At 58.2% G+C, this 13,106-nt stretch carries 11 protein-coding genes; 2 read left to right on the plus strand and 9 right to left on the minus strand.

Features of this window, described 5'->3' with window-relative positions:
- Positions 1 to 221 precede the first annotated feature (221 nt).
- Positions 222 to 905, minus strand: coding sequence for a Crp/Fnr family transcriptional regulator (locus P0N66_RS00170; protein ID WP_275801932.1), 684 nt, complete (start codon positions 903 to 905; stop codon positions 222 to 224).
- Between the two features lie 75 nt (positions 906 to 980).
- Between P0N66_RS00170 and P0N66_RS00175 the strand changes: the two genes are divergently transcribed.
- Complete coding sequence (locus tag P0N66_RS00175; RefSeq protein ID WP_275801933.1) at positions 981 to 1,520, plus strand: CvpA family protein; 540 nt, start codon at positions 981 to 983, stop codon at positions 1,518 to 1,520.
- A gap of 265 nt (positions 1,521 to 1,785) precedes the next feature.
- On the opposite strand, the gene P0N66_RS00180 is transcribed toward P0N66_RS00175, so the two are convergent.
- The 6 genes from P0N66_RS00180 to guaB form a co-directional block, all read right to left on the minus strand.
- The gene (locus P0N66_RS00180) at positions 1,786 to 3,150 is read right to left on the minus strand and encodes an MFS transporter (RefSeq protein WP_275801934.1); all 1,365 of its coding nucleotides are present in this window, start codon (positions 3,148 to 3,150) and stop codon (positions 1,786 to 1,788) included.
- The gene (locus tag P0N66_RS00185) at positions 3,147 to 5,258 is read right to left on the minus strand and encodes a hypothetical protein (protein WP_275801935.1); all 2,112 of its coding nucleotides are present in this window, start codon (positions 5,256 to 5,258) and stop codon (positions 3,147 to 3,149) included. Before P0N66_RS00185 ends, P0N66_RS00180 begins: the two co-directional genes overlap by 4 nt.
- A gap of 42 nt (positions 5,259 to 5,300) precedes the next feature.
- Complete coding sequence (locus tag P0N66_RS00190; RefSeq protein ID WP_275801936.1) at positions 5,301 to 6,464, minus strand: tetratricopeptide repeat protein; 1,164 nt, start codon at positions 6,462 to 6,464, stop codon at positions 5,301 to 5,303.
- Between the two features lie 23 nt (positions 6,465 to 6,487).
- Positions 6,488 to 7,801 carry a GAF domain-containing sensor histidine kinase gene (locus P0N66_RS00195; RefSeq protein ID WP_275801937.1) on the minus strand — a complete coding sequence of 438 codons (1,314 nt, stop codon included), beginning with the start codon at positions 7,799 to 7,801 and terminating at the stop codon, positions 6,488 to 6,490.
- 145 nt (positions 7,802 to 7,946) lie between these two features.
- Positions 7,947 to 9,506 carry a glutamine-hydrolyzing GMP synthase gene (gene guaA / locus P0N66_RS00200; protein WP_275801938.1) on the minus strand — a complete coding sequence of 520 codons (1,560 nt, stop codon included), beginning with the start codon at positions 9,504 to 9,506 and terminating at the stop codon, positions 7,947 to 7,949.
- A gap of 3 nt (positions 9,507 to 9,509) precedes the next feature.
- On the minus strand, positions 9,510 to 10,970 hold the full coding sequence (gene guaB, locus P0N66_RS00205; RefSeq protein ID WP_275801939.1) for an IMP dehydrogenase: 1,461 nt from the start codon (positions 10,968 to 10,970) through the stop codon (positions 9,510 to 9,512).
- A gap of 199 nt (positions 10,971 to 11,169) precedes the next feature.
- Here guaB and P0N66_RS00210 point away from each other — a divergent pair, with 199 nt between their 5' ends.
- Positions 11,170 to 11,787, plus strand: coding sequence for an L-threonylcarbamoyladenylate synthase (locus tag P0N66_RS00210; protein ID WP_275801940.1), 618 nt, complete (start codon positions 11,170 to 11,172; stop codon positions 11,785 to 11,787).
- Between the two features lie 86 nt (positions 11,788 to 11,873).
- On the opposite strand, the gene P0N66_RS00215 is transcribed toward P0N66_RS00210, so the two are convergent.
- On the minus strand, positions 11,874 to 12,152 hold the full coding sequence (locus tag P0N66_RS00215; RefSeq protein ID WP_275801941.1) for an HU family DNA-binding protein: 279 nt from the start codon (positions 12,150 to 12,152) through the stop codon (positions 11,874 to 11,876).
- A 22-nt stretch (positions 12,153 to 12,174) separates the two neighbouring features.
- Positions 12,175 to 13,101: a signal peptide peptidase SppA gene (sppA, locus tag P0N66_RS00220; RefSeq protein ID WP_275801942.1), complete on the minus strand. Its 927-nt coding sequence runs from the start codon at positions 13,099 to 13,101 to the stop codon at positions 12,175 to 12,177.
- Positions 13,102 to 13,106: the final 5 nt, after the last annotated feature.

Consider the following 13,106-nt stretch of genomic DNA (forward strand, 5'->3'; position numbering starts at 1 on the left):
TATTAACTCCCCTCCCGACCGCCTGGTGTTGGCGCTGGAGGCGTGATGGTTGATCGGGGGCAACAGAGTTGTACGGCTGAAAAATTCAATTGCGTCTGCTTAGGCCAAAAAAAGAGCCATTCTACCTGGCTGTTCGGCTGGCTGTCAACGCAAAACGAGTGCCAGCTCGCAAAATCATCCCACGTTGTGGGGGGTGACGGCAGCGGCTCGGAGACGCCCGGTCACAGTTTGCGTTCACCGCCGGCCAGTTCCTCCAGCGCCTCGCGATCGAGAATGGTGATCTTGGGGCCGTCGGTATTGATCATCCCGGCCTTGGCCATTTTATTGAATATGCGGGAGAGGGTTTCGGGAATGGTGCCCAGCAGGCCGGCCAGCTGAGTTTTGCTTACCGGCAGCAGCACCTGATCCCGGCCCTGCTGCTGGTCGCTGAGGGACAGCAGGTGGGCGGCCAGCCGGTCGGGAACCTCTTTCAGCGACAACTCCTCAATCAATTGGGCGAATTTTTTCAGGCGCAAAGAGAGGGCGGCCAGCATGTTAAGGGCCAGCTCGGGCTGGCGGTTGATCAACTCGATAAAGGCCCGGCGGGGCAGAAACAGCACCCGGCTGGGGGTCAGGGCTAGAGCGTGGGCCGGGTAGGGGGAGCCGATGAAAACCGCCGCCTCGGCAAAAGGTTCACCAGGCCCGAAGATGTGCAGGATCTGTTCTTTGCCTTCAATGGAAAGTTTGTAGATTTTAACCTGGCCGGTCATGACCACAAAAAAACCCTCACCGGGGTCACCTTCAGCAAAAATACTCTGGCTTTTAGCAAATTCCTGGTCGGTGGCGATCATCGCCAGGTGGTTGTACTGTTCCCGGCTTAAGCCCTTGAACAGGGGCACGGTGGCAAGAAAATCGACGATATTCATTGCAATTTTTGTGTGAACGAGTTTTGGTTGGGCATATGTGCCAATCCTTTAAACTACTGCTGTTGTTATAACATTATGACCGTACTTGATGCCGGCATCATTGCCGTAGTGGTTTTCTTCATCGCCTGGGGGGGATGGGTTGGTTTTGTCCGCCAGCTTGCGCCGGTGGTCGCCCTGATCCTGGCGTTTATCGTGGCCGGTAACTTTGCCGGTGAGGCGATGAAGCTGATCCCCCTGGTCCAACCGTCGCGGTTGACCTTTTTGCTTTCCTATCTGGTGCTGGCCGGGGTGACCTACCTGGTCATCCGGGCGCTGACTTTTGGCTTGCGCCGGGTGGTCAATTTTACCCTCACTTCCTGGTTCGACCGGGTCAGCGGCGGTTTGTTCGGCCTGGGCAAAGCTTACCTGCTGGTGGCTTTTCTCTATTTCGTTTTTTCCGGGGTGGCCAGCCCGGTGATGCCGGTGTTGGCCGATTCATACTTTAAACCCCATCTGGAAGCCGGCTCCCGTTTCCTCCAGCAGATGGTCCGGGATGAAGAAATCAAAAGAATCTTTTTGCCGCGGGAACCGGCAATCCTGCCCCTGCTGCCCGTCCCCGGTGAGCCGCCCCGCTAACGGCCGGATCGTATAATTTTTGTAACTGTCCAGCAGCACCCCATCTTGCAGCGATCAGGTCGGCTTGAGTACCTGATGTACGCTACACCTACTTGGCGTACCGCAACCTGGGGCACGGCTGTTCAGTCACGTGCCAGAGTGAGCTGGATGGTTGCGAATTTTTTCAGTTTCCTTCGTATATCCTCTTTTTGTAGTGCAATCAAGATTTTTCCCCTGCTGCGGTTATGTCCGCCGTCCTGGCCCACGCTTCCACCTGGTGTGCCGTTTAACCTTTTGCCGGCTGATGGTTGTGCCATTGTCCGGCGGCGGCCCGGCCCCGGGCCTGGTTCACCGGCAGGCAGATGACCAGTGCCATGATAAACAGGAAGGCGCACAGCAAAATCGATTTCTGCAGGCCAACCAGGGTCTGCAACAGCCCTAGGGCGGCAATTCCGAGCATGCCGGCCAGTTTGTTGGTCAATCCCCAGAAACCGAAAAATTCGGCGCTTTTACCGGCCGGTGAGAAGATTCCAACCAGGGTGCGACTGGCGGACTGGGTGGCGCCCAGGCTGACCCCCGCCAGGCAGCCGACTACCAGGAAAAGGTGCTGCACTTCCCAACTCAGCCCGAAACGGTGATTGAGCCAGGCGGTCAGTTGCGGGGTGCCCCAGATGGCGATAATGGCCAGCACCCAGAGCAGCAGAGTAATCTGGTACATGGGCTTGGCCCCCAGGCGGTCCTGTAGAAAGCCGAAACCCAGAGCGCCGGCGGCGGCAGTGAGCTGCACCACGATGAACATCAGGTTGCGGGTCCGTTCATCCCAGCCGATGACCTGGGCCCCGTAGATGAAAGTGAAACTTATGATGATGTAGATGGCGGCCATGGCAAAGAACAGCGACAGCAGAAAAATGGCCAGATCCCGGAACTGGGTAATGGCCCGCAGGGTGGCGGCGGTGCGTTGAAGTCCCAGCTCCAGGTAGCTCTGCCCGGGCGGCCGCGGCTGGGGGGTGCCCCGTTCCTGCAGCCAGAGAAAGGTGGGCAGGGCGGCAATCAGAAAAAATCCGGCGGCAAAGGGGCCGACCCAGCGGATGCGGTCAAAGTTTTCCGCCGTGGCGTTCCCCAGGAAGGCCAAGGTGAAGGCGGCCGCCGCCAGACCGCCGAGGTAACCCAAAGCCCAGCCAAAGCCGGAGATCTTACCCAGATCCTCCGGCGGGCCCAGTTCGGGCAAAAACGAGGCGATGAAGTTTTCGCCGATGGAATAGGCGAAACAGGAAACAATGATCAGGACCAGGGCCAGTACGATGGCGCCGGGGGTGACCAGCACCAGTAAAGCGGTGGCTGCCACCGTGATCAGGTAGCTGGCGAACAGGAACCGCTTTTTGCTGGCGGTATAGTCCATCACCGCACCGCAAACCGGACCGGCCAGGACCACCAGGAAATAGCTGGTGGCCAGGGCCAGGCTCCAGAGCAGGTTGCCCAGGCGGTAGTCGTCCCCGCGATCGCCGACGATCACCGTGGTGAACAGATCGCCGAAGACCACGGTGATGATCAGCAGAGTGTAGGCCTGATTGGCAAAATCAAACATCGCCCAGCCGAAGATCTCCCGCTTGTCGCGCCGAGCGGCAGGGTGGCCGGGCGGGGTTGGGCTCATCGCTCCAGGCTGCGCCATAGGGTGTGAATCAGGGCGATAAAGGGGGCCAGCACCAGGGTGACCGTGGTCAGCATGCGCTTTTGTACTGCCGGGTCCCGCAGGACTGCGGCCAGGCCGGAGGCGGCGGGGGAGTCCGCCGAGAGCAGGAGCAGTACGGCCAGCAGCACCACCGTCAGGCTGATCAGGGCCAGTTCCGCCGCCACCAGGGAGCGAAGAAACTGTTTGCCGGCGTTGAACAGGTTGCGGACCCAGATCATCCTCACGGTTAACTCTTTGAGGCGATTAAACTTTTCTTCGCTCTCGTTGAGGTCCTCAACCAGGGCGCGGTAGCTGGCCCCGGTCAGGTTTTTTTGCCGCCCCTGGTAGGCCTTGGCGGCCAAGGCCTGCAGGCTTTTCAGGATTTCAGGGAATTCCGGGAAAAAAGAGGGGTAGGGATAGCTTTGCCAGAAGGTTTTGAAACTGACCAGCCGCTTGCCGGCGGCCACAACCCGTTCATGGACGGCATCGATTCTGGCTTCCTGGAGGCGGTAACAGCGCTGATTGATTTTTTTGGTTTTAAGGGCGATATCAACCAGGTCGTAATAACTTTCCTGCTGCTGTTGCTGCTCAAGCAGGGCCAGGTCATCGCGTAATTCCTTTAGTTCCGCCGCCTCCGGCTCCAGCCAGTGTTCCATCTCATCGGCCACCGCCCTGGTCTGGGCCAGGTTTTCTTCCGCCTCTTGACGCTGGTTTTGCAGGCGGGTGTGGAGAATGTTGTCAATTTCGTTTTGAATCGGCAACAGTTCCGGGTCCATCAGAATGTGGATAAAGTAAAGCTTTTCATCCGCCACCAAAGAACCAATGCGGTGCAGGGCCTCGTGGGACGAATCCTCGGCCACCGCCAGTTGGATTTGGCGGTAGATGGCCTCGGCGCATTCCCGGTCGATGGACAGAATATTATCCAGGCTGTGGGCGGCTTTCCAGAAATCACCCTGGAGGCGGTACAGGCGGTAAAGCAGCAGACAGACGTAGATGCGGTCCTTGTTGGTGATGGCCAACTTGAGGGCGCTGGCCAGGTAGTGGCCCATGTCCTGCAGGCGGTTCTGTTCCAGGGCCACCAGGGCCCGGCCGATGGCGGCGTAAAGCTGTTTGCCGCGGGGGCGGCGGCTTTCATTGATGAAAAGATCGTCGGCCTGGCGGTATTGCCCTACCCGTAGACAATCCAGCCCCACAAAAAGGCTGCTGTTGTCCGAAGCAATGGCCTCCGGGCGCCCCAGTTCCCACCATTGGCTGTGGGGGGTGAAGGCGATGCCGGCCAGAAAGCGAGGCTGGAAAACTTTGTTAAGATCGAAATAGCTGGCATAAACCCGCAGCAGGTGGTCTTTGCGCAGTTGCCCGGGGCTGATGCCGGTGAGCAGCTGTCCGTTCAACTCCCCTTGCCGTCTCATGGCCTCGGCAAAATGCTCTCCGAGTTCCTCCAGGGGAAGATAACCCACCGTGGGCAGCCCCTGGCTCTGCATGGTCAGCATCTTTGCCGGGCAGGCGGCCGGTTCGTGACTGGTCTGGCTGCAGTAAAAGCAGGGCGTCAGCTTGCCCTGTCTCGGCAGGTGCCGGTGGGGGAACAGGGGCGGTCGCTGTGGCTGTGACTTTTCATCACTGAACAGCAGCGGGGTGATCCCCTCTTGTTCCTCCCCCAGGGTGTGAAAGCCGATGCGGTCGGGATCGGCCAGTTGCCGCCACTGCTCCTTGAGTTTGCTGCTTAGATGGGGAACTTCCGCCGGCAGCCGGTGCCAGGTGGTGGGATCGTCGCCCGTCAGCAGGGGTGGTAAAGTTTCAAGGTTGGGCAGACACATGATCAGCCGGAGTGGGGCCGGACCCCGGCTATGGTCCCAACCTACTCGTTTTTTTACTTCTTTAAGCCGCCTGAAGAGTGAAGTCAAAGCTATGGTGGGGTTGGGAAAGCGAAAGAGCAGCAGATTTTCCCGCTCATCTTCCTGTTCACGGCCATCGTCACGCAGCAGAGCCCGTAAGCCGTAAAAAAATTCCGGCCATTTTTCCGCCAGCAGTTCTTCACCGACGACGGGATCGGCCTGAATGGCCAATAGCACCTCATGATGTTGCTCAACCATGGTGGTCACCGTCGCGGTCAGGTTGTGCCGGCTTGGATGCGGCTAGGAGCATTTTTTCAGGATATCCTGTGCTTCATGGTTTTTGGGGTCCATGCGCAGTGCCCGGGAAGCCCAGTTGTCGGCCCGCATGGGCATTTTCATCTCCAGATAGGCCCGGGCCAGACGCAGCATCAGCTGGATATCCTGAGGAGTTTTTTCCGCCGCCGTTTCCAGCATCCTGGTGCCTTCGGCGTATTCTCCGGCGTTTATCAAAGCGGTTCCGATTTTCTTGTGCAAATAACTGCGCTGGGAATCGGCTTTGATCACCTCCCTGAAAGCTTTGAGCGCCAGGTTGGCGAGCCCGGCCTGCAGGGCGATTTCCGCCACCTCTTCCTTGAAGTCGATATCGTTGGTTTTATGCTTGAGCACCAGTTTGAGGATTTTTTCCGCTTCCTGGGGCTGGTTTTTTTTTAACAGCAGCTTGGCAAACTGCAGGGCCCGGTCGGTGTGGCGGGGGCTGATCTCCATGGCCCGAGAAAAATAGCCGATAGCCTTTTCGGTGTTATTGCGACGAAAAGCAATCTGGCCCAGGGCGTGGTAGGAGGTGACGTCCAGGCGGTTGCGCTGGATGGCCTGTTCAAAGCAGGCCTGGGCCTTCTGAATCTCGCCCTTTTTGGCAAACAGGCGGCCCAGTTCCCGGAAAGGCCGAGAGGAATGAGCGTTTAACGAGGCCGCTTTTTTGGCTTCGGTGATGGCTCCCGCCAAGTCGCCCTTTTCCTCCAGGTCCCGAGATGTGGAAAGATGGCGGGTAAGGGGCGAGGGGTTGCGGGTCCGCTCGAGCAGTTCATTGATTTTCTGCTCCAGCGTTGCGGTAACAAAGGGTTTGGTGAGGTAGGCATCGACGTCATGCTCCGCCGCTTCCGCCACAATATCCATATTGGCCTCGGCGGTGATCATCAGAAAGGGAATATTGCGGGTGCGTCGGTTGGAGCGCAGCAGGTTGAGCAGTTCCGTGCCCGAGGCATGGGGCATGTGATAATCGGAGATGATAAAGTCGACTTGCAGGTTATCGCTCTGCAGTAGTTTCCAGGCGTCCCGCCCGTTGGCGGCTTCGTGAAATGATTTGCCGTAATTCAGCAGTTTAAGCATGGCCCGGATGGAGCGACGCATATTGTCCACATCGTCGACGATGAGGAAGGTCATTTCTTTCGGATCATAAATTGTCATACTGTCTTCAGTGATCCTGCCCCTTAAAAAAGCTCTTCAGAAGTGTTGTCGGCGTTCCATTTGGTAACGGGCAACGAGAAATAAAAGCGGCTGCCCTGCCCCGGAGTGCTTTCCACACCGATGGCGCCGCCGTGCAATTCCACGGTCAACCGGGCAAAATATAGCCCCAGGCCGGTACCCACCAAGGCGTCCTGGCGGTCGGCAATACGCTGGTATTTTTCGAAAATGGAGGGGAGCTTGTCGGCGGCAATGCCGGGCCCCTGATCCTGCACAAAAAACTCCACCTGTTTGCGGTTGGGGACAAGCTGGTAGCCGAAGCTGATTTCGGTTTCGGCGGGGCTGTAGCCCAGGGCGTTAACCAGCAGGTTCTGCAGCACCCGAAGAATCAAAACCCGGTCCAGGTGCAGGACCGGGGCCGGGTCCGCCGGCAGCACGGGATTTAAGGTGATCCCGCGGATGGTGGCCATCCCCTTGATGTCGCTCAAACTTTCCTTGATCAGGGCATCGGCGGTTACCGTTTCCCGAATCGGTTTGAAGCCGCCGTCTTCGATTTTATCGATGGTGGTAAGGTTGTTGACCATCCGCACCGCTTTATTGCAGGCAACCTGGGCGGACTGTAGAAATTCGCCCATCTCGCCTTCGACGCTGTAGGAAAGGATATCCAGGTTGGCCACCACTTCCGACAGCGGCCCTTTCAGGTCATGGACCAGCATGCGGGAAAGTTCGGCTCGCAATTTTTGTTGCCGGTGCAACTCCCTGTTGCGTTCCCGCAGGGTGTTGCGTTGCTTGCGCACCTGCTCCTGCAAATCCTGCTGGACCAGCAGAGAAAGAATGACACTGCTGAAATCCAGCAGCCGGCCGATGTCCTGTTTGAGCAGATCTTTGTCGCCCCGTTTGTCGGTGGCGTTGATGATGCCGATGACCTTTTGCTGGTGAATAATCGGTGCCGACAGCAGGGAGTTCTTACGGTACTGGCCGCTTTCGCCGGTGGCACGCTTGGCGAAGCGGGGATCATTGTCGATATCGGAGATGAACAACGGTTCACGATGCTGGGCCACCCAGGCGGCCACCGAATTACTGTCCAGGGATTGTCGGCAGCCCACCAGTTCCGGCCGGCTAGCGGCCAGCACCACCAGATACTTGCGACCTTCCCGCATCATGATGGAGCCGTGTTCCACCCCGAGATAGTCCAGAATAATTTGCAGGATCTTCTCGCTGCGACGTTTTAAGCTGAGCCGCGGGGCGTTGATTACTTCCGCAATGCGGGCAAAGCTCTCCAGCAGCAGGTTGGCCTGTTCCAATTCCTCATGATCTTTTTTGCCTGCGCGTTTATTCATCCATTATTTCCTTATGGTTTTTAATCACCAAAAGGTTCGTGAAAACGGGGGGCAGTGTCGCAGGTTCGGGTAAGCGGCCCGGCGTCGCGTACATCGGTACGCAAGTCGGGTCGATCGCCCGAAGATGCGGTGCTTCCGCCCGTTTTCACTCCCATTCGATGGTGCTGGGCGGCTTGGAAGAAATATCGTAGGCCACCCGGTTGACCCCGCGGACCTCGTTGATGATCCTGGTGGAGATCCGGGCCAGCAGGTCGTAGGGTAGCTGGGCCCAGGAGGCGGTCATAAAGTCCTTGGTTTCAACGGCCCGCAGAGCCACGACATTTTCGTAAGTCCTGCCATCCCCCATCACGCCGACACTGCGTACCGGTAAGAACACCGCAAAGGCCTGACTGACTTTATCGTACCAGCCGCTCTGGAAAAGTTCTTCAATATAGATGGCGTCGGCCTGGCGCAGGATATCGGCATATTCTTTTTTGACTTCACCCAGAATCCGCACCCCAAGGCCGGGGCCGGGGAAGGGGTGACGCCAGACCATCTGCCGGGGCAGCCCCAGCTCGTCGCCCAGGGCCCGGACTTCGTCTTTAAACAGCTCCCGCAGGGGCTCCAGCAGTTGCAGCTTCATTTTCTCCGGCAGGCCGCCGACGTTATGATGACTTTTAATGTTCTGGGCCTTGCCGGTTTTGCCGCCGGCGGATTCAATGACATCCGGGTAGATGGTGCCCTGGGCCAGCCAGCGGGCATCTTCCAGCTTGCCGGCCGCCACCTCTTCAAAAATGGCGATGAAGAGGTTGCCGATCACTTTGCGCTTCTGCTCCGGATCATCGACGTCGATCAGGGCGGTCAGAAAACGCTCCTCGGCGTCAACACGCAGGACTTTGACCCCCATGTTTTCGGCAAAGGTGGCCATCACCTGATCTCCCTCGCCCAGGCGCAACAGCCCGGTGTCTACGAAAACGCAGGTAAGCTGGTCGCCGATGGCTCGATGAATCAGGGCGGCGGCCACCGATGAATCAACGCCGCCGGAAAGACCCAGAATGACCCGGTCGGCGCCCACCTTTTCCTGGATCCGGGCCACTGCGTCTTCAATAATCTGGCCCGGAGTCCAGTGACCATGACAGGCGCAGATTTTGCGGACAAAGGTATCGATAAGGATTTCCCCGCGGGGGGTGTGGTTGACTTCGGGGTGGAACTGTACGCCGTAAAGCTGCCGGCCCGGATCCTGAATGGCCGCCACCGGCGCATTGGCGGTGGCGGCGGCCACTGTAAAACCCGGCGGCAGTTTGCTGACATGGTCGCCATGACTCATCCAGACCGGACTTTTCTCCTCGACAAAAAAACCATCGAACAGCGGCCCGCTATTATCGGTGCGTTCCAGTTCGGCGTGGCCGAATTCGCGTTTACCGGCGGCGGTGACCTCGCCGCCGAAGTGACGGGCCATGACATGCATCCCGTAACAAATGCCCAGGACCGGCACACCCAGTTCCAGCAGCCGTTCATCAAAGGTAGGGGCGCCGGGGTCATAAACCGAACAGGGGCCGCCGGAGAGAATGATTCCTTGGGGGGCAAAGGCCTGGATGTCGGCCATATCCATATCATGGGAATGCAGCTCGCAATAGACATGAGCTTCCCGCACCCGTCGGGCGATCAACTGAGTATACTGTGACCCGAAATCCAGAATCAAAATCTTTTCACTGTGAATATCCATGCTCTATCCTAAACGGTAGTTGGGGGCTTCTTTGGTAATGATGACATCGTGGACATGGCTTTCTTTGAGCCCAGCGGCGGTAATTTTGACGAATTTGGCCTTGCCCCGCAGGTCGCCAATCTTAGCCGCCCCCACATAGCCCATGCCGGAGCGCAGACCGCCCATGAGCTGATAAATCATGGTGGACAGGGGGCCGCGGTAAGGCACCTTGCCTTCAATACCTTCCGGTACCAGCTTGGCCTGGCTTTCGGCCTGGTCCTGAAAATAACGGTCGCTGCTGCCTTTCTGCATGGCTCCCAGTGAGCCCATTCCCCGGTAACCCTTGTATGTGCGCCCCTGATAAAGGAAGGTTTCGCCCGGCGCTTCATCGGTGCCGGCAAACAGACTGCCGATCATGATGACGCTGGCCCCGATGCCGATGGCCTTGGTTATTTCGCCGGAAAATTTGATGCCCCCGTCGGCGATCAGGGGGATTCCGTAACGGTCGGCCACTTTGGCGGCATTGTTGATGGCCGTCAGTTGCGGGACCCCGACTCCGGCCACGATGCGGGTGGTGCAGATGGAGCCGGGACCGACGCCGATCTTCACGCAGTCGGCGCCGGCCTTAATCAGGGCTTCGGTGCCTTCGGCGGTGGCCACATTGCCGGCGATCACCGGTAATTCGGGAAAAGCGTCTTTAATGCGGCGCAGGGCGTCGAGAATGTTTTTGGAGTGGCCATGGGCGGAGTCCAGCACCACCACGTCCACCCCCATCTGCACCAGCTTTTCCACATCGCCAAGGGTGGTGTTGGCCCCGATGGCGGCGCCGACCCGCAGCCGGCCCAGGTCGTCCTTGGCGGCATTGGGGTAGCGCCTGATCTTTTCGATATCCTTAATGGTGATCAGGCCCTGGAGATTGCCGTCATCATCCACCACCAACAGCTTTTCGATCCGGTGCTCGTGCAGCAGGGCTTTGGATTGCTCCAGGGTAATGCCGGGGTGGGCGGTAACAAGGTTTTTGCTGGTCATCACATCTCGGACCTTAAGATTTTCATCGGTGACAAAGCGCAGGTCGCGGTTGGTGACAATCCCCACCAGCTTGCCGTCACGCAGCACCGGCACCCCGGAGATCTGGAAGCTGCCCATGATTTCGTTGACCTCTCGCACCGTACGGTTTTCATCCACCGTTACAGGGTCAATTACCATCCCCGATTCGGACTTTTTAACTTTGCGCACCTCCCGCGCCTGCTCGTCGATGCTCATGTTTTTGTGGATAATTCCCAGCCCCCCTTCCCTGGCCATGGTGATGGCGGTACGGTGTTCGGTTACCGAGTCCATGGCCGCGCTGACCAGCGGGATTTTAAGGTCAATGGCGGGGGTGAGACGGGTGGAGAGATCAACCTCAGAGGGCAGGATTTCGGAGGCGCCTGGTTCCAGCAATAGATCATCGAAGGTGTAGGCGGTTTCCAGGTTGTCGAGCGGCATGGGCTAACTCCTAGCGGCTAAGAAAAGTAACGATGGTAGAAACTCTGTATACTAACCTTTTTGCTTGGCGGCGTAAATTTACTTTTTGCGTCCGCTGCGGTGATCGGCTAAAATCCTCGGCGCTGGCGGTCCTTGTCGAACACCGGGGCGCCGCGAGTTTGTGGTATTAACCGCTTCAATACAGCAGGAGGAAGAGAATTTGCTGTTGCACATCAACCCCGACAACCCCCAGCCCCGTCTGCTTAAACAGGTAGTCGAGGCCTTACGCCAAGGGGCGGTTATCTGCTACCCGACAGACACGGTTTACGGTATTGGTTGTGATATTTTCAACCAGAAGGCGGTCAAGCGGATCTACCAGATCAAACAGCGGCCTTTGGCGAGGCCGTTCAGTTTTATCTGTGCCGACCTGAAAGATGTCAGCACCTATGCCCATGTTTCTAATACCGGTTATCGGGTGCTGCGGAAAAGTCTGCCCGGTCCTTATACCTTTGTTTTGCCGGCGACCAAGCTGGTTCCCAAAATCATGATGACCAAGCAGAAGACGGTGGGGATCCGGGTGCCGGATCACCGGATATGCATGGAACTGGTTAACGGCCTGGGTAACCCGATTCTGACTACCAGCGCGGCCCCGGACGATCTCGACGGCCGACAACTGATTCATGCCTATGAGGTGGAAGAGAGGTATGCCAAGCAGGTCGACCTGATCATCGACAGCGGGCCGCTGGCCCACTCGATGCCATCCACCGTGGTCAGCCTGGAAGACGACGATCTGCAGGTGCTGCGGCCCGGCAAGGGAAGCCTGGAAGGCTTGGGATGAGTTGGTTGCGTTTGCGCGGCGGGGCCCGGCCGGCGCGCGGGCTATAGGCCGGCCGGGCCTCGCCGTGCCGGCCTTAAACGGCGTCATCAGTCGATGAGGCCGTCTTTCAGCGATTTGCTCATGGTGAAATGAACGTTTTTACGGGGCGGAATGTGCATCACCTTACCGGTTCTGGGGTTTTTGGTGGTGCGAGCCTTGCGCTCGCGGACCGAAAAACTGCCAAATCCTCTTATTTCCACCCGGCGGTTTTCCTCCAGCGCCTGGAGAATGTTTTCCAGCATGATGTCCAGGGCCTGGTCCAGATCTTTCTTCAGAAAACCGGGCATTTCTTCGGCGACGGCGTTGATGAGATCCCGTTTCAGCATGTTTGTTTTCCTTGCAGTTGATTTATGGTGATATGGTCCATTCGTAAGCCAGTACCGGTGTCGGGTCCAGGGACGGCGCCAGCCGGCTGGTCAACTTGCCGCCCAGCAGTAAAGTAAGCAGCGATAAGTCCCGGCGGGGTGGGTAGATCAGCTGAGGAACCTGTTCCCCGTCCAGCCCACCCAGTTCCGCCGCCAGCATGGCGGCGTCGTTGAGGTTGCCCAAAGCATCAACCAGTTGCAGTTCCAGGGCTCGGCCGCCGGTGAAAATCCGACCGTCGGCAAACTTTTCCACCTGCTCGACCGGTAAACCGCGACTTTGGGCCACGTCACCGACGAATTGCGCGTGAACCCCCTGGATCATCTCGGCCAGCATCGCCCTTTCACCGGGGGTCAGGGGGCGATCCACGGCTCCGGTATCCTTAAGTTCACCGCTTTTGATGGTTTCGCTACGATAGCCGATTTTCTGCAGCAGCTCCTCCAGGTTGGCGAATTTAATGATCACCCCGATGCTGCCGGTCAAGGTGCCGGGGTTGGCGATAATCCGCTCGGCTCCCAAGGCCGCGTATAGTCCGCCCGAAGCCGCCACCGAACCCATGGAGGCCACCACCGGTTTAACCTGGTTGGTCCTTTTTACCTCGGCAAACAGTTCCTGCGAGGCGCCGACGGCCCCGCCGGGGCTGTCAATACGCAGCACAATGGCTTTGATCTTGTCCTGGCGACGAAAATCGGTCAGCTGTTCGATTAGCTGATCGGCGGTGCCGATCACCCCGCGGACTTCGATTACTCCAACGCCTTCGGAGTGCCGGCTCGAGCTGAACATGGATGAATCGCGCAACAGTGAGCCGATTAAAAAGCTCACTCCGGCCCAGAACAGCAGCCCGGCCACCAGTAGAGTCAGGCAGCCGGAGAGCAGTGGATGTCTTTGCCGGAATGAGCTTTTGTCGTCCATGATTG

The organism is Desulfurivibrio dismutans (assembly GCF_029210385.1).
In the GTDB taxonomy this organism is placed as follows: Bacteria; Desulfobacterota; Desulfobulbia; order Desulfobulbales; family Desulfurivibrionaceae; genus Desulfurivibrio; species Desulfurivibrio dismutans.

Coding starts and splice junctions, on each gene's coding strand:
- P0N66_RS00180 (WP_275801934.1), bottom strand. CDS start 3,150: ATGAGCCCAACCCCGCCCGGCCACCCTGCCGCTCGGCGCGACAAGCGG.
- P0N66_RS00215 (WP_275801941.1), bottom strand. CDS start 12,152: ATGCTGAAACGGGATCTCATCAACGCCGTCGCCGAAGAAATGCCCGGT.
- P0N66_RS00175 (WP_275801933.1), top strand. CDS start 981: ATGACCGTACTTGATGCCGGCATCATTGCCGTAGTGGTTTTCTTCATC.
- guaA (WP_275801938.1), bottom strand. CDS start 9,506: ATGGATATTCACAGTGAAAAGATTTTGATTCTGGATTTCGGGTCACAG.
- guaB (WP_275801939.1), bottom strand. CDS start 10,970: ATGCCGCTCGACAACCTGGAAACCGCCTACACCTTCGATGATCTATTG.
- sppA (WP_275801942.1), bottom strand. CDS start 13,101: ATGGACGACAAAAGCTCATTCCGGCAAAGACATCCACTGCTCTCCGGC.
- P0N66_RS00190 (WP_275801936.1), bottom strand. CDS start 6,464: ATGACAATTTATGATCCGAAAGAAATGACCTTCCTCATCGTCGACGAT.
- P0N66_RS00195 (WP_275801937.1), bottom strand. CDS start 7,801: ATGAATAAACGCGCAGGCAAAAAAGATCATGAGGAATTGGAACAGGCC.
- P0N66_RS00170 (WP_275801932.1), bottom strand. CDS start 905: ATGAATATCGTCGATTTTCTTGCCACCGTGCCCCTGTTCAAGGGCTTA.
- P0N66_RS00185 (WP_275801935.1), bottom strand. CDS start 5,258: ATGGTTGAGCAACATCATGAGGTGCTATTGGCCATTCAGGCCGATCCC.